We start from the raw sequence: 21,099 nt of genomic DNA, 5'->3' as shown, positions 1-21,099 counted from the left end.
GGGAATGAGCGCCGGGCGGCACCGAAAGTCCCCAATGGGGGGCAAGGGGACCGGCCGGCGGCGGGCGCGCGCCTGAGTACGTCGTCTGAGTACCTGTACGGATGTGCGCCCGGCGGCCCGCTCGGCAGGCTGGGCCGCATGACCACGCACCGTGCTCCGAAGCCCCTCGCCGACCCGAACCGATCCGTCGAGCGTGCCGTGAACGCCGCGCTGATCCTCGCCGTCCTGGCGGGGCTCGGCTGGATCGTCGGGATGATCTACACGCTCGTGCAGTGGCCGGTCTGAGGCCGCAGCCGCAGCCGAAGCCGCAGCCGAGGCCGGGGGACGGTCAGCGGCGGGCCGCGACGCGGAAACGGAGGCCCGCCCGGATCAGCCGCTCGGTCAGCGCGGCGCCCATCGCCACCGCCGTCGTGACCTGCCCCGCGGTCGGCGGAAGGTCGTCGCAGGCCAGGGCGAGCGCCGCCTCGGCGAACATCTTCGCCGTCTCGTCGTAGCCGGGGTCGCCGCCCGAGACCTCGGTGCACACCCGTCGGCCGCCGCCCTCGCCGACGAACCGGACGGAGAACCAGCTCCGCGCCCGCTTGTCGGCGCTCGGCCCCTCCCCGGGCTTGAGCCGGTCCGACAGCCAGCGCCGGGCGGGCGGCAGTTGGGCCGCCGCGACGAGGGCGCCGACCGCCGCGATCCCGCCCACGGCGACGGGCAGCCGCCGTACGGCCGCGTAGTGCCGGTAGCGGAAGTCGGGCCCGTAGCGCTGCAGCGACCTCGCCGAGCGGAGCACGATCTGCGGGTCGATGGTCGGCAGCGGCAGCGCCCAGGCGCCGACCTCCGGGGCGAACCGGGGCGCTCCCAGCGGCGCGGCGGCCCGGCGGCCCATGAGCCGCGGTTCGTGCCGTCCTCGCTCCCGCGCGGCGGACGCCATCTGCCGGCCGCGGGCGAACTGGCCCAGGGCGGAGGCGAAGGTGCCGCCCGAGAAGGTGGCGTCGGCGGTCACGAAGCCGTCCACGGCCAGCGGCACGCCCTCCGGGAGCTGCTGGACGGTGAAGTACACGCCCAGGTCGTGCGGGACGGAGTCGAAGCCGCACGCGTGGAGCAGCCGCGCACCCGTCTCACGCGCGCGTGCGTCGTGCCGGACGTACATCAGGTCCACGAACTCCGGCTCGCCGGTGAGGTCGAGGTAGTCGGCGCCGGTGTCCGCGCAGGCCGCCACGAGTTCCTCGCCGTACGTCACATAGGGGCCCACGGTCGTGGCCACCACGCGTGCGTGCTCCGCGAGGGCGCGCAGCGACGCCGGGTCCGAGGAGTCGGCCCGCAGCACCCCGACGTCCACGCCGAGCCGTTCGCGCAGCTCTTCCAGCTTCTTCTCGTCGCGGCCGGCGATCGCCCAGCGCAGCTCGGCGGGCGCATGCGCGGCGAGGTACTCCGCGGTGAGCGTTCCGACGAAGCCCGTGGCCCCGAAGAGCACGATGTCGTACGGACGGTCCGACCTTTTCAGCCTGCTCATGACATCCCTTCGCCCTGCAGCCCGCGCCGCTGTCGGTGGCTGAGGCTAGCGTGAGGAGTGCGGAGGCCGACGACGAGCCCGGAGGCAGCAGGTGACCGTGGACAGGAACGCCCTGAGGAAATGGGAGAAAGTGCGCGAGTTCGCGCTCGGACTGCCCGGCGTGACCGAGGAGTTCCCCTGGGGCGAGACGGTGGCCAAGGTCGACAAGAAGGTGTTCGTCTTCCTCGGCGTCGACGACGGCAGTCACCCGCTGGGCGTCACTCTCAAGCTCGCGGAGGAGACGGCGCACGCCCATGCGCTGGCCGCGCCGGGAGCCGAGCCCGCCGGATACGGCCTGGGCAGGTCGGGCTGGGTGAGCCTGCCGCTGGAGGAGAAGGGCGCTCCCGGGGCCGAGCTGCTCTGCGACTGGGTGGAGGAGAGCTACCGCACGATCGCTCCCAAGCGGTTCATAGCGGAGCTGGAAGCGCGCTGAGCCGGTCCGGCGACGGCGGAACGGCGCTACGGCGACCGGCGGTACGACGGGCGGCGGTGCGGGCATACTGGCTAAGCGCTTGCTTGTTCTGCTCTTGTGTCCACCGGAACGTGTTCCTAACATCACTGGTGTTACATCGGTTGTGTCACAGCAAGGGGGCTGGATGACAACGGGACGGACGACCGGGCAGGGCCCGCTGACCGGCGTGCGCGTGGTGGAGCTCGCCGGGATCGGCCCCGGCCCCTTCGCGGGCATGCTCCTGGCCGACCTCGGCGCCGATGTCGTCCGCGTGGACCGCCCCGGCGGCTCGGTCCTCGGCGTCGACCCCGCCCATGACGTCACCAACCGCAACAAGCGCTCGGTGATCGTCGACCTCAAGTCGCCGGACGGCCCCGCGCGCGTGCTCGACCTGGCCGCCCGCGCCGACGTGCTCATCGAGGGCAACCGGCCGGGCGTCGCCGAGCGCCTCGGCGTCGGCCCCGAGGCCTGCCACGCCCGCAACCCCCGACTGGTCTACGGCCGGATGACCGGCTGGGGCCAGCAGGGCCCCCTGGCCCACCGCTCCGGCCACGACGTCTCCTACCTCGCCGTCACCGGCGCCCTCGGCATGATCGGCGCCCCGGACCGGCCGCCGCCCGCCCCCGCCAACCTCCTCGGCGACTACGCGGGCGGCTCCCTCTACCTCGTCGTCGGCGTCCTCGCCGCCCTCCACCACGCGCGCGTGAGCGGCGCCGGCCAGGTCGTCGACGCGGCCATCGTCGACGGCGCAGCCCACCTCTCCGCGATGATCCACGGCATGCTCGCCGCCGGCGGCTGGCAGGACCGGCGCGCCGCCAACCTCCTCGACGGCGGCTGCCCGTACTACGGCACCTACGAGACCGCCGACGGCGGGTACATGGCCGTCGGCGCCCTGGAGCCGCAGTTCTACGACGAGTTCGTCGACCTGCTGGGCGTTGCGGAGTTCCGGGACGCCCGCAAGGACCGGACGCGCTGGGGCGAGCTGCGCGAGGCCGTCGCCGCCCGCTTCAGGTCCCGCACCCGCGACGAGTGGACGGCCCTGTTCGAGGGCTCCGACGCGTGTGTCGCGCCCGTGCTGTCGCTGCGCGAGGCCCCGCACCATCCGCACCTCGCCGCCCGCGGCACCTTCACCGACCACGGCGGCATCACCCAGCCGGCCCCGGCGCCCCGCTTCTCCGAGACGCCCACCGCCGTGCGCACCGGGCCCGCGCGACCCGGCGCCGACACGCGCGAAGTGGCCCGCGACTGGGACATACCGGGGCTCGTGACGGATCTTGTGAAGACCCCCGAGAGCACTCTCGCGCCCGAGACCGCTTTCGCGCCCCGGAACGACTTCCCGTCCCGGAACGACCTCCCGCACCAGGGCGACTGACCCCGCCCCGCTCGGCCCACCTCCCGAAAGGCCTGCCAGTGAGCACCGAAGCGTACGTGTACGACGCGATCCGCACCCCACGCGGCCGCGGCAAGGCGAACGGCGCCCTGCACGGAACGAAGCCCATCGACCTCGTCGTCGGCCTCATCCACGAGCTGCGAAGCCGCTTCCCCGGCCTCGACCCGGCCGCGATCGACGACGTCGTGCTCGGCGTCGTCGGACCGGTGGGCGACCAGGGCTCCGACATCGCGCGCATCGCCGCGATCGCCGCCGGTCTGCCGGACACCGTGGCCGGCGTCCAGGAGAACCGCTTCTGTGCCTCGGGTCTGGAGGCGGTCAACCTGGCCGCCGCCAAGGTCCGTTCGGGCTGGGAGGACCTCGTCCTCGCGGGCGGCGTGGAGTCGATGTCCCGGGTGCCGATGGCCTCGGACGGCGGCGCCTGGTTCAACGACCCGATGACCAACCTGGCCGTCAACTTCGTGCCCCAGGGCATCGGCGCCGACCTCATCGCCACCATCGAGGGCTTCTCCCGGCGCGACGTCGACGAGTACGCGGCCCTGTCGCAGGAGCGGGCGGCGACGGCCTGGAAGGAGGGCCGCTTCGACCGCTCGGTCGTCCCGGTGAAGGACCGCGGCGGTCTCGTCGTCCTCGACCACGACGAGCACCCGCGCCCCGGCACCACCGCCGACTCCCTCGGGAAGCTCAAGCCCTCCTTCGCCGACATCGGCGAACTGGGCGGCTTCGACGCGGTCGCGCTGCAGAAGTACCACTGGGTGGAGAAGATCGACCACGTCCACCACGCGGGCAACTCCTCCGGCATCGTCGACGGCGCCTCCCTGGTCGCGATCGGCTCCAAGGAGGTCGGCGAGCGCTACGGCCTCACCCCGCGCGCGCGGATCGTCTCCGCCGCGGTCTCCGGCTCCGAGCCGACGATCATGCTCACCGGCCCCGCGCCCGCCACCCGCAAGGCCCTCGCGAAGGCCGGCCTGACCATCGACGACATCGACCTCGTCGAGATCAACGAGGCGTTCGCGGCGGTCGTCCTGCGCTTCGTCAAGGACATGGGCCTGTCCCTGGACAAGGTCAACGTCAACGGCGGCGCGATCGCCCTCGGCCACCCGCTCGGCGCCACCGGCGCGATGATCCTCGGCTCGCTCGTCGACGAGCTGGAGCGCCAGGACAAGCGCTACGGCCTCGTCACGCTCTGCGTGGGCGGCGGCATGGGCGTAGCCACCGTCGTCGAGCGCGTCTGACCACCCCAGCGGCAGCCCAAGACTTCTACGGAGACCCCGTCATGACACTGAGCACCACCATCCGCTGGGAACAGGACCGCACCGGCCTGGTCACCCTCGTCCTCGACGACCCGGATCAGTCCGCCAACACCATGAACGCGGCGTTCCGCGCCTCGCTCGCCGCGGTCGCCGACCGCCTTGAGGCCGAGAAGGACTCCGTCCGGGGCATCGTCATCACCTCCGCCAAGAAGACCTTCTTCGCCGGCGGCGATCTGCGCGACCTCATCCGCGTCACCCCCGAGACCGCCCAGGAGCTGTTCGACGGCGGACTGGAGATCAAGCGCAACCTCCGCCGCATCGAGACCCTCGGCAAGCCGGTCGTCGCCGCGATGAACGGCGCGGCCCTCGGCGGCGGTTACGAGCTCGCCCTCGCCTGCCACCACCGGGTCGCCCTGGACGCGCCCGGTTCCAAGATCGGCTGCCCCGAGGTCACCCTCGGCCTGCTCCCCGGCGGTGGCGGCGTCGCCCGCACCGTGCGCCTGCTGGGCATCACCGACGCCCTCCTCAAGGTCCTCCTCAAGGGCACCCAGTACAGCCCCCGGCAGGCTCTGGAGAACGGCCTGATCCACGAGGTCGCCGCCACCCCCGACGAACTCCTCGCCAAGGCCCACGCCTTCATCGACGCCCACCCCGAGTCCCGGCAGCCCTGGGACGAGCCGGGCCACCGCATCCCCGGCGGCACGCCCGCCCACCCGAAGTTCGCCGCCAACCTGCCCGCCTTCCCGGCCAGCCTGCGCAAGGAGACCAACGGCGCCCCCTACCCCGCGCCGCAGCGGATCCTCGCCGCCGCCGTCGAGGGCGCCCAGGTCGACTTCGAGACCGCCCAGGTCATCGAGGCCCGCTACTTCGTGGAGCTGGCCGCCGGGCAGACGTCGAAGAACATGATCCAGGCGTTCTTCTTCGACCTCCAGGCCGTCAACTCCGGCGTCAACCGCCCCAAGGGCGTCGCGCCCCGCCAGGTCCGCAAGGTCGCCGTCCTGGGCGCCGGGATGATGGGCGCCGGCATCGCCTACTCGTGCGCCCGCGCGGGCATCGACGTCGTGCTCCGGGACGTCTCCGCGGAAGCGGCCGCCAAGGGCAAGGCCTACTCCGAGAAACTCTGCGCCAAGGCCGTCTCCCGGGGCCGTGTCAGCCAGGAGAAGGCGGACGCCCTGCTCGCCCGCATCACGCCCACCGCGGACCCGCAGGACCTGGCGGGCTGCGACGCCGTCATCGAGGCAGTGTTCGAGGACACCTCCCTCAAGCACAAGGTCTTCCAGGAGATCGAGCACATCGTCGAGCCCGACGCCCTGCTCTGCTCCAACACCTCCACCCTCCCCATCACCGTCCTCGCCGAGGGCGTCGAACGCCAGAACGACTTCATCGGGCTGCACTTCTTCTCGCCGGTCGACAAGATGCCGCTCGTCGAGATCATCAAGGGCGAGCGCACCGGGGACGAGGCGCTCGCGCGCGCCTTCGACCTGGTCCGGCAGATCAAGAAGACGCCGATCGTCGTCAACGACTCGCGCGGCTTCTTCACCTCGCGGGTGATCGGCCACTTCATCAACGAGGGCGTCGCCATGGTCGCCGAGGGCATCGAGCCCGCCTCCGTCGAACAGGCGGCCGCCCAGGCGGGCTACCCCGGCAAGGTGCTGTCCCTGATGGACGACCTGACGCTCACCCTCCCGCAGAAGATCCGCAAGGAGTCGAAGCAGGCGGTGGAGGAGGCGGGCGGCACCTGGCCCGGACACCCCGCGGAGGCCGTCATCGACCGGATGGTCGAGGAGTTCGGCCGCCCCGGCCGCAGCGGCGGCGCGGGCTTCTACGAGTACGGGCCCGACGGCAAGCGGGGCGCGCTGTGGCCGGGCCTGCGCGAGCACTTCACGCGCGCGGGCGCCGAGATCCCGTTCGAGGACATGCAGGAACGCATGCTCTTCGCCGAGGCCCTCGACACCGTCAAGCTCATCGAGGAGGGCGTGCTGACGTCCGTGGCCGACGCCAACATCGGCTCCCTCTTCGGCATCGGCTTCCCCGGCTGGACCGGCGGGGTGCTCCAGTACATCAACGGCTACGAGGGCGGGCTCCCCGGATTCGTGGCACGCGCGCGTGAACTCGCGGAGCGCTACGGCGACCGCTTCACCCCGCCCGCGCTGCTGGTGGCGAAGGCGGAGCGGGGCGAGACCTTCACGGACGCCCGCTGAACCACCGGCCGACCACCCTCAAGGGGAGTCGTCGTCCGTCGGCGGCTCCCCGAGCCACTCCCGCAGCTCCTCCGTCAGCGACCGCTGGAAGGCCGTCAGCAACGCCTGCACGACCAGGGGCTGCATATGCGCCGAAAGCGACCGCACCGCCTGCGCGTCGCGCTCCGGCACCTCCTCGCGCAGCAGCCGCGACAGCTCGTGCGCCGCGCCGCGCGCATGGTCGAGGAGGACGGTCCGGGCGGCACGGATCGACTCCGGCGACAGCGGCACGTCGAGCAGCCGGACGCCCAGCCTGAGCAGCCCCGGATCGACGCGGTACGCGTCCGCGCCGACCGGGTCCTCGGCGTGGGCCTCGATCACACCCATCGCGACGAGCCGGTCCACGTCCTCCTCGCCGAGCGTCCGCCCCGCCCGCTGCCGGAGCTCCTCCCGCGTCACGGTCTCCACGGCGTCCGGCGCCCAGGAGGCCACGACGGCCCGGTGCACGGCGAGGTCGTGGGCGTCGAGACCCGGCGGCAGCCGGTCCAGGTAGCGCTCGATCGCCGCCAGCGTCAGGCCCTGCCGCCGCAGTTCCTCGATCAGCGCGAGGCGTGCGAGATGCCCGGCGCCGTAGTGCCCCACCCGGCGCGGACCGATGACCGGCGGGGGCAGCAGCCCCTTGGTGCCGTAGAAGCGCACCGTCCGCACCGTGACCCCCGCCCGGGCGGCCAGCTCGTCCACCGTGAGGGCCGGCTCCGCCGTCTCGCTCGTCATGCGCAGCAGTATCGCTGCCGCGCCCCGGGGAGCGGCGGCTCGGGGCCGTTGTCAGTGGCACCGCCTACGGTGGCGTCATGTCGGAGATCACTTATGTCAGGGGTGACGCCACCGTTCCGTCGGTGAAGGGCGTCAAGGTGATCGCCCATGTCTGCAACGACATCGGGGGATGGGGAAAGGGCTTCGTCCTGGCGGTGTCCCGCCGCTGGCCGGAGCCGGAGGCCGCCTACCGCGCCTGGCACCGCGAGCGGGCCGCCAACGACTTCGGCCTGGGCGCGCTCCAGCTCGTCCAGGTGGAGCGGTACGTGTGGGTCGCCAACATGGTCGGCCAGCGAGGCGTCCGCACCGGCAGCAAGGGCGTCCCGGTGCGCTACGAGGCCATCGACACCGCGCTGTCCCGGCTCGCCGACCGGGCGGTCGAACTCGGCGCGTCGGTGCACATGCCACGGATAGGCTGCGGACTGGCCGGCGGCAAGTGGTCCCGCGTCGAGCCGCTCGTCACCGAGCGGCTGGTGCGGCGGGGCGTCGCGGTGACGGTGTACGACCACGGGGAGGGGTAGCGCGCATGCACGGGGACAGGCACGGGGACATCAGCGAGAACACGGTCGGGGACATCGACGTCCTGGTCCTGGGCGGGGCCGGCGTCGACACCATCGTGTACGTGCCGGAGCTGCCGCTCCCGTACGCCGACAGCTACATGATCGACAGCGGGATCCGGTCCCGCGCCGGACAGACCGGCGACTTCGTCGCCCTGGGCCTCACCGCCCTCGGCCTGCGCACCCACCACCTGGACTTCCTCGGCGACGACCCCGAGGGCGACCTGGTCCGCGCCCTGCACGAGAAGCACGGCATCGCCCTCACCGCGATCCCGCAGCCCGCCGGCACCAAGCGCGCGGTCAACCTGGTGAGCCCGGACGGCCGGCGGCTCTCGCTGTACGACACCAGCCGCGGGCGCCCGGACGACCGCATCCCCGAGGACACCCTGCGGGCGCTGGCCGCGGCGAGCCGCCACGCGCACGTGTCCATCACACAGCCCTGCGCCGATGCCCTGCCCCTGCTGCGCGAGGCGGGGATCGGCATCTCCACCGACCTGCACGACTGGGACGGCGAGAACCCCTACCAGGAGGCCTTCGCCCACGCGGCGGACGTCGTCTTCGTCTCCGCGGCGGCGCTGACCGACCCGGAGGCGACCATGCGCCGCATCGCCGAGCGGGGCCGCGCCGAGGTCGTCGTCGCCATGGCGGGCGCGCAGGGCGCGTATCTGCTCTCCGACGGCGAGCTGACCCGCATACCGGCCGCCACCCCGCCCGCGCCGGTGGTGGACTCCAACGGCGCGGGCGACGCCTTCGCGTCCGCCTTCCTCTTCGGCCGCCTCAGCGGCGCACCGCCGCGCCGGTGCGCCGAGTACGGCGCACTGGCCGGGGCGTACGCGTGCACGGTGCCGGCCACGGAGAGCGCGGCCATCGCGCGCGACGCGCTGCTGGCCCGAGCCGGATCCTGAGCGGGCGCGCCGGGCCTACTTGCGCCTGGCCGCCGTGAGGCCGATCAGACCGACGAGGACGACGACCGCCCCCAGCAGGGACAGCACGGGAATCCCGGCGATCAGCCCGATGCCGACCCCCAACGACCCGATGCCTGCCGTCGCTCTCCACCCGACCTCGTTGCTGTTCTGCGCACCCGCCATGACCGTTCCCCCGCTCCGTCCGTGATCCCTTCACGCCTTGTTACCCAAAGTCGCCCGGAATCAGACGGGAGTTCGGGTCAGTGTTCGTGCAGGTCGTTCGTCGCCGCGATCTTCTTCCAGGACTTCGGCGGCACGGGAGCGACGCGAACGGCGGCAGCGGCCTTCGTGGCCGGCGCGCCGGCAGCAGCCTGCTGCGTCGGTGTCGTCGGCTTGGTCGGCTCGAACAGCCAGGTGTCGAACAGCGCGCCCAGCGGCTTCCCGGAGACCTGCTCGGCGTACGCCTGGAACTCGGCGATCGTCGCGTTGCCGTACGCGTGCTCCTGCGGCCAGCCCTTCAGGACGGCGAAGAACGCGTCGTCGCCGATCTCGTTGCGAAGCGCCTGCACCGCCAGCGCGCCCCGGTCGTAGACGGCGATGTCGAACTGGTGCGCGGCGCCCGGATCGCCGGGCTTCACCGTCCAGAACGCGTCGTCGGCCGGGTGCGCGGCGTACACGTAGTCCGCGAGCTCCTGCGCCGTGCCCTCGCCCTCGTGCTCGGACCACAGCCACTGCGCGTACCGCGCGAAGCCCTCGTTGAGCCAGATGTCCTTCCAGCCCTTCACGGACACCGAGTCGCCGTACCACTGGTGCGCCAACTCGTGCACCACCACTGAGGTGTTGGAGCCGCTCGCGAACTGCCGCGGGCTGTAGAACACGCGGCTCTGCGTCTCCAGCGCGTACCCGGTGGTGGTGTCGGGGACATACCCGCCGGCCGTGCTGAACGGGTACGGCCCGAAGTAACCGCTCAGCCAGTCGACGATCTCGCCGGTGCGCTCCACACTCGCCCGCGCGCCCCCGTCGTTGTCCCCGAGGTTCCTGCTGTAGGCGTTGAGCACCGGCACGCCGCCCTCGGACGTGCTCGTCGTGACGTCGAACCTGCCGAGCGCCAGAGTGGCGAGATACGTCGCCTGAGGCTTGTTCTGGCGCCAGGTGTAGCGCGTCCAGCCCAGGCGTGAAGTCGTCGACTGGAGTGTGCCGTTGGAGATGGCCTGGGTGCCGTCCGGCACGGCCACCGACACGTCGTAGGTCGCCTTGTCGAGCGGGTGGTCGTTGCTCGGGAACCACCACCAGGCCGATTCGGGCTCGTCCGCCGCGACCGCGCCGTCCGGGGTGCGGTGCCAGGTGGAGAAGCCGTACGCGCTCTTCGTCGACGGCACCCCGCTGTACCGGACGACGACCGTGACGGACGTCCCCTTCGCCAGCGGGCTCTTCGGGGTGACCACCAGCTCGTGCTCGCCGGAGGCGGTGAACGCGGCCGTGGCGCCGTTGACGCGGACCTCGCTGACGTCCAGCAGGAAGTCCAGGTCGAAGCTCGACAGGTCCTCGGTGGTCCGCGCGAGGATCGTCGCCGTCCCCGCCAACTCGTCCGTGGCCGGCTGGTAGGTCAGCCGCAGGTCGTAGTGGGAGACGTCGTAGCCGCCGTTGCCGTAGGCCGGGTAGTAGGGGTCGCCGATGCCCGACGCGCCGGGGGAGTGGCTCGCGGCGGACGCCGGGATCGCCAGCAGCACGGACGCGGCGGCAAGTGCGCCGGGCGCGATGAGTCTGCGGTGCACGAAAGCTCCAAGTCGTGGGGGACGGAGATCTGTTCGGAGCCTATTGAGTCCCCGTGCGCGCAGGGGTGTCCACCGCCGCCCCTGTCACACGATCGCCATTCGGCCGTCACGGCGCACCCCCGCACATCCCCGCGCACTCCCTCCCCAGGGAGGCCCTCGTGTCACAGCCGGCGCACAGCGGCCCTCTTCTGCACAGGAGTTGACCGGGGTAGCGTCCCGCGCATGTCGACACGCATGCGCTTCACGATCTGGAGACCGCTCGCGACCGCCGTCATCACCCTTCTGACGGCCGCCTTCCTCACCCCGACCGCGGCCCACAGCGCCTCCGACGCCGCCGGCTTCTCCGGCGCCGCGCGCGAGAGCAGGCCCGTCTACTCCTACGAGAACGCCGTCCGCGAAGCCGTCTGGGTCGACACCGGACTCGACGGCGACGGCGACGGGAGGACCGACCGCGTCGCCGTCGACGTCGTCCGCCCCCGCGAACCCGCCGCCCAGGGCCGCAAGGTGCCCGTCATCATGGACGCGAGCCCCTACTACTCCTGCTGCGGACGCGGCAACGAGAGCCAGCGCAAGACCTACGACGCGGCCGGGAACGTCGTCCGGATGCCGCTGTTCTACGACAACTACTTCGTGCCGCGCGGCTACGCCTTCGTAGGCGTCGACCTGGCCGGCACCAACCGCTCCGACGGCTGCGAGGACGTCGGCGGCCGCAACGAGGTCCGGTCGGCGAAGGCCGTGATCGACTGGCTGAACGGCCGCGCCAGGGCCTACACCACCCGCACCGGCAGCGCGACCGCGAAGGCGGACTGGACCAACGGCAGGACCGGCATGATCGGCAAGAGCTGGGACGGCACCATAGCCAACGCCGTCGCCGCCACCGGCGTGCGGGGCCTGAAGACCATCGTCCCGATCAGCGCCATCTCCTCCTGGTACGACTACTACTTCGCCCAGGGCGCGCCCCTCTACGACTCAGGACCCGACCGGCTCGCCGACTACGTCGACAGCCCGGAGTCCCACGCCAGGTGCACGGCCGTCCAGCGGCGACTGGTCGACGAGGCCCCGCGCACCGGCGACCTGACATCGCTGTGGGCCGAGCGCGACTACGTCAAGAACGCGCACAACGTCAAGGCCAGCGTCTTCCTCGTCCACGGCCTGCAGGACCTCAACGTCCGCACCAAGCACCTCGGCCAGTGGTGGGACGCCCTCGCGAAGAGTGGCGTGGAGCGCAAGATCTGGCTCTCCCAGACCGGCCACGTCGACCCCTTCGACTTCCGCCGTGCCACCTGGGTGGACACCCTGCACCGCTGGTTCGACCACGAGCTCCTCGGCTACGACAACGGCATCGACCGCGAGCCCATGGCCGACATCGAACGCCACCCCGACCAGTGGGTCACCTCCAAGGTCTGGCCGCCGAAGGGCACGCAGACCGCGACCCTGCGCCCGACCGCCGGCGTCCAGCCGGGCGTCGGCGCCCTCGGCCTGCGCAAGGGCACGGGCACCACGACCTTCACCGACGACCCGGGGCTCGGCGAGACCGACTGGGCGGCGCAGATCGACGCGGCGACCCCCGAGAAGGCCGGGTTCGTCACCGGCGCCCTCACCCGCGACCTGCGGCTGTCCGGCTCCTCCAAGGTCACCGTCACCGCCACGCCCGGCACCGCGACGGCGCATCTGACCGCCGTCCTCGTCGACGTCGGCCCCGACGTCATCCGCGACTACGCGGCGAGCGGCGAGGGCATCACCACCCTCGCCGACCGCACCTGCTGGGGCGAGAGCACCGCGGGCGACAGCGCCTGCTTCAAGGAGACGACGGCGAGGACGGCCGACGTCGGCCAGACCGTCGTCAGCCGCGGCTGGGCCGACCTGGGCACCTACGCCGACCCGGGCAAGGGCGTCCCGCTCACCCCGGGCAAGGCGTACACGATCACCCTCGATCTGGCGGCCACCGACCATGTCGTGCCGGCCGGGCACCGCCTCGCGCTGATCGTCGCGGGCACCGACAGGGACCTCATCGACCCGCCCGCCGACATTCCGACCCTCACCCTGGACCTGTCGCGCACCTCGGCCCGGGTCCCGTTCGTCGGAGGCGCCGCGGCCTTCGTCCGCGCCACCTCCGGATCGGCGGCCCGCACCCCCTACGCCGGGCCCCTCGCCGGCGTGGGGACACCGCACCACACGTACCGGATTCCGTAGGCCTTCCGGCTAAGGGGAGGCGGCCGAGCACACGAGCTCGGCCGCCTCCTGCGCGCAACCCCAGGCCACCGTCACGCCCGCCCCGCCGTGCCCGTAGTGGTGCACCACCGCCCGCCCGTCCGGCAGACGGGTCCGCTCCAGCCGCACCGCGGCCCGGGCCGGCCGCAGCCCCACCCGGTGCTCCAGGATCCGCGCCCCGCCGACCTCCGGCCGCAGGGCCGCACAACGCCGGACGATCGCCTCGGCCGTCTGCGGGTCCGGCTCCTGCGACCACACGCCGTCCTCCGCGGTGCCGCCCAGCAGCAGCCGTCCGGGCTGCGGGAAGAGACAGGCCATCTCCCCGTCCGGGCCGGTGGCGACGAGCCAGGTGTCGATCCCGGGGTTCTCCACGACGACGAGCTGCCCCCGCACGGGCCGCACCGACGCGTCCGCCGCCAGCTCCCGGGCGCCCAGCCCGGTGCAGTTGACCACGACCGGCGCCTCGGCCTCCGCCAGATCGGTCACCGTGCGCTCCTCGACCGTGCCGCCCGCCCGCAGCAGCCGCTCCCGCAGCCACGGCAGATGCGTCGCCATGTCGATCAGCGGCAGCCGCGCCCGGATGCCGGTCCCGGCGCCGTACTCGCGTGCCGTGGACCGGCGCAGCCCGGCCAGCCGGCCGACGGCCCAGCTCTCGACGTCGGCCAGGTCCGTCCCGCCCATCACCCCGTCGACCAGGCGCACCCCGGTCTCCTCGGGCCGCGCGGCGAGCCGCTCGTAGATCTCCAGGGACCGCAGCGCCCACGCCCGCGCCGACGCCATCGGCTCGATGCGGTACGGCCACCACAGCCCGCCGGCCACGGCCGAGGTGGTCCGCTCGGCCGGTTCGCGCGTCCACACCCGCACCCGCAGGCCGCGCTCGGCGAGGACCACGGCCGTCGCCAGCCCGATGACCCCGCCGCCGACCACGATCACATCGCCGTTCAACCGAGTGTCCACGCCCGGACGTTAACCGACCGCGCGGCCGAAGAGCGAGACAGCGGGGGACCGCGGGGGCCGGGCCCCCGTACGGCGACTAGGATCTACGACCTGATGACTGCCACTCTCGTCGCCAAGAACCTCGCCGCCGGGCACGGCGACCGCTCCCTCTTCTCCGGGCTCGACCTCGTCGTCGCCCCCGGAGACGTGATCGGGCTGGTCGGTGCCAACGGTGCGGGCAAGTCCACCCTGCTGAAGCTGCTCGCCGGGCTCACCACGCCCGAGCAGGGCGAGCTCAGGCTCTCCCCGCCGACCGCGAGCGTCGGCCATCTGCCCCAGGAACCGGAGCGCCGCCCGGGGGAGAGCGTGCGCGAGTTCCTCGCCCGCCGCACCGGCGTCGCCGAGGCGCAGCGCACGATGGACGAGGCCACCCAGGCCCTGGTCGACGGCGCGCCCGGCTCCGACGACGCCTACGCGGAGAGCCTGGAGCGCTGGCTCGACCTCGGCGGCGCCGACCTCGACGAGCGCGCCGCGGAGGTCGCCGACTCGCTGGGCCTCGGCGTGGACCTCGACCAGCCGATGACCGCGCTGTCCGGCGGCCAGGCCGCCCGCGCGGGCCTCGCCTCCCTCCTGCTGTCCCGCTACGACGTCTTCCTCCTCGACGAGCCGACCAACGACCTCGACCTGGACGGCCTGGAGCGCCTCGAACGCTTCGTGACCGGCCTGCGGGCCGGCACCGTGGTCGTCAGCCACGACCGCGAGTTCCTCACCCGCACGGTCACCAAGGTCCTCGAACTCGACCTCGCCCAGCAGCAGATCCACCTCTACGGCGGCGGCTACGACGCCTACCTGGAGGAACGGGACGTGGCCCGTCGGCACGCGCGCGACGACTTCGAGGAGTACGCCGACAAGAAGGCCGCCCTCCAGGACCGTGCGCAGATGCAGCGCGGCTGGATGGACAAGGGCGTCAAGAACGCCCGTCGCAAGGCGAACAACGACAACGACAAGATCGGCCGCAAGTTCCGCAGCGAGGCCAGCGAGAAGCAGGCCGCGAAGGCCCGCCAGACCCAGCGGATGATCGAACGCCTCGACGTCGTCGAGGAGCCCCGCAAGGAGTGGGAGCTGCAGATGGAGATCGCGGCCGCCCCGCGCTCCGGCGCGGTCGTCGCCACCCTGCGCGAGGCCGAGGTGCGGCGCGGCGACTTCACCTTCGGGCCGGTGACCCTGCAGATCGACTGGGCCGACCGGGTCGCCGTCACCGGCGCGAACGGCGCGGGCAAGTCGACCCTGCTCGGCGCGCTCCTCGGCCGGATCCCGCTGGACGCCGGACAGGCCGGCCTCGGCTCGGGCGTCCTGGTCGGCGAGGTCGACCAGGCGCGGCAGCTGTTCCACGGCTCCGAGTCGCTGCTGGACGCGTTCCGCGCGGCCGTCCCGGACACCGAACCGGTCGAGGTGCGCACCCTGCTGGCCAAGTTCGGTCTGAAGTCGGACCATGTCGTGCGCTCGGCGGCCACCCTGTCACCCGGTGAACGCACCCGCGCCGCCCTCGCGCTGCTCCAGGGCCGGGGCGTCAACCTCCTCGTCCTCGACGAGCCGACGAACCACCTCGACCTGCCGGCCATCGAGCAACTGGAGTCGGCCCTCGACGCCTACGAGGGCACGCTGCTCCTGGTCACCCACGACCGCCGCATGCTGGACGCGGTCCACGTCACCCGCCGCCTGGAGGTCGCGGACGGCAAGGTCACGGAACGCTAGCGGCTCGATCCAGGGAGAGGCCATGGGCACATCGGCGAAGCGGTCGGCCGTGCGGATCGCGCACGAACAGGACGTGGTCGCGCGCATGCGCGGGACCCAGGACCGGATCGCGGACGCGATCACCACCTTTGCCGGGACCATGGCGTTCGTCTATCTGCACGCCCTGTGGTTCACGGTGTGGATCGTGTGCAACGAGGGCGTGTTCGGCGAGGCGGCGGTCTGGGACCCGTATCCTTTCGGGCTGCTCACCATGATCGTCAGCTTGGAGGCGATCTTCCTGTCGACCTTCGTCATGGTGAGCCAGAACCGCCAGGCGGCCCGCGAGAACGTACGCGCTGACCTCGACTTCGAGACCAATGTCCGCTCGGAGGTCTGGGCCGTCCACATGGGCCAGGCCCTGGGAGTCGACCCCGTGGAGGTCGAGCGACGGGTCCAGGAGCTCCTGGCGGAGAACCGTGCACGCATGAACGGCTCTGGTGGCGCTCCCCGTTAGGGGCGCGGGGGAACTGCGGGACCAGCCACAACGGGCCCGCAGTTCCCACGACCTGATCGGCGCAGCCGTCAGCGCTTGCCCTTCTTCGGGTCGACCAGGCCTGCCCGGCGCAGTGCGTCGGCCATCGCGCTGTTGGCCGGCGGGGGAGCCTGGCGGGCCGCCCCGCCACCCGCTCCGTCGCCGCCCGCTCCGCCGCGCTGGCCGCCCTGCTGGCCCTGACGGCGTTGCTGCGGCGCGCGTCCGCCGCCCCGCTGCCGACTGCCGCCGGAGGGCCGGCCCTGGCCGTCCTGCGGGGCCGCCTCGTCGTCCAGGCGGAGCGTCAGCGAGATCCGCTTGCGCGGGATGTCGACGTCGAGGACCTTCACCTTGACGATGTCACCCGGCTTGACGACGTCCCGAGGGTCCTTGACGAACGTCTTCGACAGCGCGGAGACATGCGCCAGACCGTCCTGGTGGACGCCGACGTCGATGAACGCCCCGAAGGCCGCCACGTTCGTCACGACCCCCTCCAGGACCATCCCGGAGGACAGGTCGGAGATCTTCTCCACACCCTCCTTGAAGGTGGCCGTCTTGAAGGCGGGCCGCGGGTCGCGACCGGGCTTCTCCAGCTCCCTGAGGATGTCGCCGACGGTCGGCAGACCGAACGTCTCGTCCACGAAGTCGTTCGGCCGCAGCGAGCGAAGGACACCCGTGTTGCCGATCAGGGACGCCACCTCCTGGCCGGAGGCCTTCACCATGCGCCGCACCACCGGGTACGCCTCCGGGTGCACGCTGGAGGAGTCCAGCGGGTCGCTGCCGCCGCGGATGCGCAGGAAGCCCGCGCACTGCTCGTAGGCCTTCGGGCCGAGCCGGGCCACCTTCTTCAGCTCGGAGCGGGAGGTGAAGGGCCCGTTGGAGTCCCGGTGCGACACGATGTTCTCGGCGAGGCCCGAGGAGATCCCGGACACGCGCGACAGGAGCGGCGCCGAGGCCGTGTTGACGTCCACGCCCACGCCGTTCACACAGTCCTCCACCACCGCGTCCAGCGAACGCGACAGCTTCACCTCGGACAGGTCGTGCTGGTACTGGCCGACACCGATCGACTTCGGGTCGATCTTCACCAGCTCGGCGAGCGGGTCCTGGAGCCGGCGCGCGATCGACACGGCGCCGCGCAGCGACACGTCCATGTCCGGCAGCTCCTGCGAGGCGAACGCGGAGGCCGAGTACACCGAGGCGCCGGCCTCGGACACCATCACCTTGGTGAGCTTCAACTCCGGGTGCTTGTCGATGAGTTCACCGGCGAGCTTGTCGGTCTCGCGGGAGGCCGTGCCGTTGCCGATGGCGACCAGGTCGACCGCGTGCTCCTTCGACAGGCGCGCCAGCTTGGCGATCGCCTCGTCCCACTTGTTCGCCGGGACGTGCGGGTAGATCACGTCGGTCGCGACGACCTTGCCCGTCGCGTCGACGACGGCGACCTTCACGCCGGTACGGAAACCGGGGTCCAGTCCGAGCGTCGCGCGCGTGCCGGCCGGGGCGGCGAGCAGCAGGTCACGGAGGTTCGCGGCGAACACGTTCACCGCCTCGTCCTCGGCGGCCGTGCGCAGCCGCAGCCGCAGGTCGATGCCCAGGTGGACGAGGATGCGGGTGCGCCACGCCCAGCGGACCGTGTCCGTCAGCCACTTGTCGCCGGGGCGGCCCCGGTCGGCGATCTTGAACCTGGACGCCACGATGGGCTCGTACGACGAAGGTCCGGGCAGCTCGGAGGGCTCCTCCGGCTCCAGCACGAGGTCGAGGACGTCCTCCTTCTCGCCGCGCAGCATCGCCAGGATCCGGTGCGAGGGCAGCGCGGTGAACGGCTCGGCGAAGTCGAAGTAGTCGGCGAACTTCGCGCCCGCCTCCTCCTTGCCCTCGCGCACCTTGGCCGCGAGCCGCCCGCGCGCCCACATGCGCTCGCGCAGCTCGCCGATCAGGTCGGCGTCCTCCGAGAACCGCTCGGTGAGGATCGCCCGCGCGCCGTCCAGCGCGGCCTGCGGATCGGCGACGCCCTTGTCGGCGTCGACGAACGCGGCGGCCGCCGCGAGCGGATCGACCGACGGGTCGCCGAGCAGCCCCTCGGCGAGCGGCTCGAGGCCCGCCTCGCGCGCGATCTGCGCCTTGGTGCGCCGCTTGGGCTTGAACGGCAGGTAGATGTCCTCGAGGCGCGCCTTGGTCTCGGCCCCGCGGATCTGCGCCTCGAGCGCGTCGGTCAGCTTGCCCTGCTCGCGCACCGACTCCAGGATCGCAGTCCGCCGCTCCTCCAGCTCCCGCAGATAGCGCAGCCGCTCCTCGATCGTGCGCAGCTGCGCGTCGTCGAGCATCTCGGTCGCTTCCTTGCGGTAGCGGGCGATGAAGGGCACCGTCGAGCCGCCGTCGAGCAGCTCCACGGCGGACCTCACCTGCCGCTCCCGTACGCCGAGCTCCTCGGCGATCCTGCCTTCGATGGACCCTACTTCGATGGACCCGGGTGTCGTCACGATCCCGTACCGCCTTCTCCACTGAGGTTGCGCGGCAATTGTGGCAGGTGACGCCGACACCCGGGCATCAGGGCGCATCCCCGGCGGGGCTTCGGGCCCGGGACGGCGGCGGCGCCGCGGTGGCCGGCGCGCACGGCCCGCGGCGGCTTCAGCCCGACGTCGTCCAGGTGAAGCGCGGCTCCCTGCGCTCCAGGAACGCGGCGACGCCCTCCGCGGTGTCGCCGGCCGCGCGCGCCTGTGCCTGCCAGTGGGCGTCGCGGTCCGTGCGTCCGTTCGCGAACTCCTTCGCGGCGGCCTGCGTCAGCTGCGAGCGGGACACCAGCACGCGCGTGAACTCCGCGACGCGCTGGTCGAGTTCGTCGGCGGGCAGCACCTCGTCGACCAGCCCCGTGCGCAGCGCCCGCTCCGCCTCTATCAGCTCGCCGGAGAACAGCAGATACTTGGCGGTGGCCGGGCCCACCAGGGACACCAACCGCCGGGTGGCGGACGACGCGTAGACGATCCCGAGCTTCGCCGGCGTCACCCCGAACAGCGCGCCCTCCTCGGCGAACCGCAGGTCGCAGGCCGCGGCGAGCTGGGCGCCACCGCCCACGCAGTGGCCCCGGACCGCGGCGAGCGTCGGCTTGGGGAACGCGGCCAGGGCCTCCTCGGCCCGTACCGACAGCCCCTGCGCCTCCTCCGGCGACCCCTGCAGCGTGGAGATGTCGGCCCCGGCGCAGAAGGTGCCGCCCGCACCGGTCAGCACCAGCGCCCGCACTCCGGGGTCGGCGGCCAGGGCGTCCAGCAACGGGGGCAGCGCCGCCCACATCGCGGCCGTCATGGCGTTGCGCTTCGCCGGGTGGTGCAGGACGACGGTGGCGACCGCGTCGGTGACGCCGTGCAGCAGTTCGGGCTCCATGCTCAGGATCTAATCACCCGACGGGCTCCATGATCGAGACGGCCGATGTGAGAGGGGCGACACCGGCGTCAAAGGGAGTCAAAAGGGAAGAGCGGTGCCGTCGAACCCGTACAACCCGAAGAGTGCGCGAAGGCGGCGCGGAGAGGACAGAAACGGTCCTGCAGTCGACCGTGGCCGCCATGGGCGGTCGGAAGCGCTCGATAACTGCTGACTTCTGTTCAGTCATCCGGTCGGAAGCACCTCGTTACCAACACTCGACGTGTGGTGACAATCGAGCGCGAGGGTGGCGACCGGACGATGGACGATCAAGGGCGCGGGCCCGACCCACGCCCAGAGGACGGCCCGGGCTCGGGCGCACCTCCCGAATCCCTCGGGGAGAGCGTGCCGCGACCGCTGCCCTACGAGGGCGTCTGGCGGTTCACCGCGGCCGCGGTGGACGCCTCGGTCCCGCAGGCCCGGCACGCCGTCCGGGACCTGCTGTACCGCCAGGGCGTGCCCGTCTCGGACGACCTGGCCCACGGGATCCTGCTGATCGTCTCCGAGCTGGTGACCAACGCCGTCCGGCACGCGGCGGTGCTGTCGCCGATGCTCGCGGTGGAGATCGCCGTCGGAGCCGAGTGGGTACGGGTGTCCGTGGAGGACGGACACCCCTACCGCCCGACCGCCCTGGAGGCCGACCACGGCCGGACGGGAGGCCGGGGACTGCTCCTGGTGCGGGAGATCGCCAGGGAGGCCGGCGGGGTGTGCGACGTCGAGCACACGACGAGCGGCGGCAAGGTGATCTGGGCCGCCCTGCCGCTCAAGCCCGTGCCCGCGCTCTGACGGCCGGCGCGCCCCGCGGGTCACCAGCCGGCCGAGGGACCCGTCAGCTCCCGGACCGCCGGCCGCGCCGTGTCCAGCACCGTCATGAACCAGGAGGAGAAGGTGTCCTTCGCGTGCCGCTCCGCCAGCTCGGCGGGCGTCACATAGGCCGTGTCGCCGACCTCCGCCGCGTCCGGCCGCAGCGGCGCCTGCACCAGCCCGACGAACAGGTGGTTGTACTCCTGCTCCACCAGGCCCGAGTCCGGGTCCGGGTGGTTGTAGCGGACCGTGCCCGCCTCGGCGAGCAGCGACGGGGAGACGCCCAGCTCCTCGAAGGTGCGCCGGGCGGCCGCCGCGAACGGCGCCTCGCCGGGGTAGGGGTGACCGCAGCAGGTGTTGGACCACACGCCGGGGGAGTGGTACTTGCCGAGCGCCCGCTGCTGGAGCAGCAGCCGGCCCCGCTCGTCGAAGAGGAACACCGAGAACGCGCGGTGCAGCTGCCCCGGCGGCTGATGGGCGGCGAGCTTCTCCGCGGTGCCGATCGTGACGCCGTTCTCGTCGACCAGCTCCAGCAAGATCGCGTCCGCGGTGCCGTTCGAAGAGTTGTGTGTCGCGGTGGCAGGTGTGATCGGCATACCCATCCTTAGCA

General features: G+C 72.6%; 19 protein-coding genes. 11 read left to right on the top strand and 8 right to left on the bottom strand.

All coding sequences use genetic code 11. The features are described 5' to 3' along the window. Positions 1-138 precede the first annotated feature (138 nt). Positions 139-285 carry a morphogenic membrane protein MmpA gene (gene mmpA, locus ACWD4O_RS22880; RefSeq protein WP_351920155.1) on the top strand — a complete coding sequence of 49 codons (147 nt, stop codon included), beginning with the start codon at positions 139-141 and terminating at the stop codon, positions 283-285. Between the two features lie 43 nt (positions 286-328). On the opposite strand, the gene ACWD4O_RS22875 is transcribed toward mmpA, so the two are convergent. After that, positions 329-1,501, bottom strand: a complete 1,173-nt coding sequence (locus tag ACWD4O_RS22875; protein ID WP_451282309.1) for a saccharopine dehydrogenase family protein — start codon at positions 1,499-1,501, stop codon at positions 329-331. Positions 1,502-1,592: 91 nt separating this feature from the next. On the opposite strand from ACWD4O_RS22875, the gene ACWD4O_RS22870 reads away from it, so the two are divergent. From ACWD4O_RS22870 to ACWD4O_RS22855, 4 genes are all read left to right on the top strand, one after another. Beyond that, positions 1,593-1,973 (top strand): MmcQ/YjbR family DNA-binding protein, encoded by a 381-nt coding sequence (locus ACWD4O_RS22870; RefSeq protein WP_451282307.1) that lies wholly within the window; start codon positions 1,593-1,595, stop codon positions 1,971-1,973. A gap of 163 nt (positions 1,974-2,136) precedes the next feature. Further along, positions 2,137-3,363, top strand: a complete 1,227-nt coding sequence (locus ACWD4O_RS22865; RefSeq protein ID WP_451282305.1) for a CaiB/BaiF CoA transferase family protein — start codon at positions 2,137-2,139, stop codon at positions 3,361-3,363. Between the two features lie 38 nt (positions 3,364-3,401). Then, the gene (locus ACWD4O_RS22860) at positions 3,402-4,616 is read left to right on the top strand and encodes an acetyl-CoA C-acetyltransferase (RefSeq protein WP_451282303.1); all 1,215 of its coding nucleotides are present in this window, start codon (positions 3,402-3,404) and stop codon (positions 4,614-4,616) included. A 41-nt stretch (positions 4,617-4,657) separates the two neighbouring features. Next, positions 4,658-6,835, top strand: coding sequence for a 3-hydroxyacyl-CoA dehydrogenase NAD-binding domain-containing protein (locus ACWD4O_RS22855; protein WP_451282302.1), 2,178 nt, complete (start codon positions 4,658-4,660; stop codon positions 6,833-6,835). A gap of 18 nt (positions 6,836-6,853) precedes the next feature. Here ACWD4O_RS22855 and ACWD4O_RS22850 read toward each other — a convergent pair whose 3' ends face one another. Beyond that, positions 6,854-7,588, bottom strand: a complete 735-nt coding sequence (locus ACWD4O_RS22850) for a MerR family transcriptional regulator (protein ID WP_451282300.1) — start codon at positions 7,586-7,588, stop codon at positions 6,854-6,856. 77 nt (positions 7,589-7,665) lie between these two features. Here ACWD4O_RS22850 and ACWD4O_RS22845 point away from each other — a divergent pair, with 77 nt between their 5' ends. Both ACWD4O_RS22845 and ACWD4O_RS22840 read left to right on the top strand, forming a co-directional pair. Further along, positions 7,666-8,148, top strand: a complete 483-nt coding sequence (locus tag ACWD4O_RS22845) for a macro domain-containing protein (RefSeq protein ID WP_451282298.1) — start codon at positions 7,666-7,668, stop codon at positions 8,146-8,148. 5 nt (positions 8,149-8,153) lie between these two features. Then, positions 8,154-9,089, top strand: a complete 936-nt coding sequence (locus tag ACWD4O_RS22840; protein WP_451282297.1) for an adenosine kinase — start codon at positions 8,154-8,156, stop codon at positions 9,087-9,089. Between the two features lie 15 nt (positions 9,090-9,104). Here the strand turns inward: ACWD4O_RS22840 and ACWD4O_RS22835 are convergent, their stop codons facing one another. Continuing rightward, entirely contained in the window at positions 9,105-9,272 is a 168-nt protein-coding gene (locus tag ACWD4O_RS22835; RefSeq protein ID WP_450948028.1) for a hypothetical protein, read from the bottom strand. Between the two features lie 77 nt (positions 9,273-9,349). Beyond that, positions 9,350-10,864: a M1 family metallopeptidase gene (locus ACWD4O_RS22830; protein ID WP_451282294.1), complete on the bottom strand. Its 1,515-nt coding sequence runs from the start codon at positions 10,862-10,864 to the stop codon at positions 9,350-9,352. A 222-nt stretch (positions 10,865-11,086) separates the two neighbouring features. On the opposite strand from ACWD4O_RS22830, the gene ACWD4O_RS22825 reads away from it, so the two are divergent. Further along, a complete protein-coding gene (locus tag ACWD4O_RS22825; protein ID WP_451282292.1) occupies positions 11,087-13,057 on the top strand; it encodes a Xaa-Pro dipeptidyl-peptidase in 1,971 nt (656 codons plus the stop codon). Between the two features lie 9 nt (positions 13,058-13,066). On the opposite strand, the gene ACWD4O_RS22820 is transcribed toward ACWD4O_RS22825, so the two are convergent. Further along, positions 13,067-14,032, bottom strand: coding sequence for an NAD(P)/FAD-dependent oxidoreductase (locus ACWD4O_RS22820; protein ID WP_451282290.1), 966 nt, complete (start codon positions 14,030-14,032; stop codon positions 13,067-13,069). Between the two features lie 93 nt (positions 14,033-14,125). On the opposite strand from ACWD4O_RS22820, the gene ACWD4O_RS22815 reads away from it, so the two are divergent. After that, a complete protein-coding gene (locus ACWD4O_RS22815; RefSeq protein WP_451282289.1) occupies positions 14,126-15,766 on the top strand; it encodes an ABC-F family ATP-binding cassette domain-containing protein in 1,641 nt (546 codons plus the stop codon). Between the two features lie 22 nt (positions 15,767-15,788). Then, positions 15,789-16,259, top strand: a complete 471-nt coding sequence (locus ACWD4O_RS22810; RefSeq protein WP_451282287.1) for a DUF1003 domain-containing protein — start codon at positions 15,789-15,791, stop codon at positions 16,257-16,259. 68 nt (positions 16,260-16,327) lie between these two features. On the opposite strand, the gene ACWD4O_RS22805 is transcribed toward ACWD4O_RS22810, so the two are convergent. Together ACWD4O_RS22805 and ACWD4O_RS22800 are read right to left on the bottom strand one after the other, a co-directional pair. Continuing rightward, a complete protein-coding gene (locus ACWD4O_RS22805; protein WP_451282285.1) occupies positions 16,328-18,751 on the bottom strand; it encodes a Tex family protein in 2,424 nt (807 codons plus the stop codon). A 148-nt stretch (positions 18,752-18,899) separates the two neighbouring features. Beyond that, complete coding sequence (locus ACWD4O_RS22800) at positions 18,900-19,649, bottom strand: enoyl-CoA hydratase/isomerase family protein (RefSeq protein ID WP_451282283.1); 750 nt, start codon at positions 19,647-19,649, stop codon at positions 18,900-18,902. 297 nt (positions 19,650-19,946) lie between these two features. Here ACWD4O_RS22800 and ACWD4O_RS22795 point away from each other — a divergent pair, with 297 nt between their 5' ends. Further along, positions 19,947-20,471, top strand: coding sequence for an ATP-binding protein (locus ACWD4O_RS22795; RefSeq protein ID WP_451282568.1), 525 nt, complete (start codon positions 19,947-19,949; stop codon positions 20,469-20,471). Between the two features lie 20 nt (positions 20,472-20,491). On the opposite strand, the gene idi is transcribed toward ACWD4O_RS22795, so the two are convergent. After that, complete coding sequence (gene idi / locus ACWD4O_RS22790; protein ID WP_451282282.1) at positions 20,492-21,085, bottom strand: isopentenyl-diphosphate Delta-isomerase; 594 nt, start codon at positions 21,083-21,085, stop codon at positions 20,492-20,494. Positions 21,086-21,099 lie beyond the last annotated feature (14 nt).

This window comes from Streptomyces sp. NPDC002623 (assembly GCF_053592635.1).
Note: the sequence above shows the minus strand (reverse complement) of the source record. Positions and strands in the feature narration are given on the sequence as shown.

What these genes read in the sequence shown, in the direction of transcription:
- ACWD4O_RS22825 (WP_451282292.1), top strand. Translation starts at nt 11,087, where the DNA reads ATGTCGACACGCATGCGCTTCACGATCTGGAGACCGCTCGCGACCGCC.
- ACWD4O_RS22835 (WP_450948028.1), bottom strand. Translation starts at nt 9,272, where the DNA reads ATGGCGGGTGCGCAGAACAGCAACGAGGTCGGGTGGAGAGCGACGGCA.
- ACWD4O_RS22810 (WP_451282287.1), top strand. Translation starts at nt 15,789, where the DNA reads ATGGGCACATCGGCGAAGCGGTCGGCCGTGCGGATCGCGCACGAACAG.
- ACWD4O_RS22840 (WP_451282297.1), top strand. Translation starts at nt 8,154, where the DNA reads ATGCACGGGGACAGGCACGGGGACATCAGCGAGAACACGGTCGGGGAC.
- ACWD4O_RS22865 (WP_451282305.1), top strand. Translation starts at nt 2,137, where the DNA reads ATGACAACGGGACGGACGACCGGGCAGGGCCCGCTGACCGGCGTGCGC.
- ACWD4O_RS22815 (WP_451282289.1), top strand. Translation starts at nt 14,126, where the DNA reads ATGACTGCCACTCTCGTCGCCAAGAACCTCGCCGCCGGGCACGGCGAC.
- mmpA (WP_351920155.1), top strand. Translation starts at nt 139, where the DNA reads ATGACCACGCACCGTGCTCCGAAGCCCCTCGCCGACCCGAACCGATCC.
- ACWD4O_RS22845 (WP_451282298.1), top strand. Translation starts at nt 7,666, where the DNA reads ATGTCGGAGATCACTTATGTCAGGGGTGACGCCACCGTTCCGTCGGTG.
- ACWD4O_RS22875 (WP_451282309.1), bottom strand. Translation starts at nt 1,501, where the DNA reads ATGAGCAGGCTGAAAAGGTCGGACCGTCCGTACGACATCGTGCTCTTC.
- ACWD4O_RS22850 (WP_451282300.1), bottom strand. Translation starts at nt 7,588, where the DNA reads ATGACGAGCGAGACGGCGGAGCCGGCCCTCACGGTGGACGAGCTGGCC.
- ACWD4O_RS22855 (WP_451282302.1), top strand. Translation starts at nt 4,658, where the DNA reads ATGACACTGAGCACCACCATCCGCTGGGAACAGGACCGCACCGGCCTG.
- ACWD4O_RS22800 (WP_451282283.1), bottom strand. Translation starts at nt 19,649, where the DNA reads ATGGAGCCCGAACTGCTGCACGGCGTCACCGACGCGGTCGCCACCGTC.
- idi (WP_451282282.1), bottom strand. Translation starts at nt 21,085, where the DNA reads ATGCCGATCACACCTGCCACCGCGACACACAACTCTTCGAACGGCACC.
- ACWD4O_RS22795 (WP_451282568.1), top strand. Translation starts at nt 19,947, where the DNA reads ATGGACGATCAAGGGCGCGGGCCCGACCCACGCCCAGAGGACGGCCCG.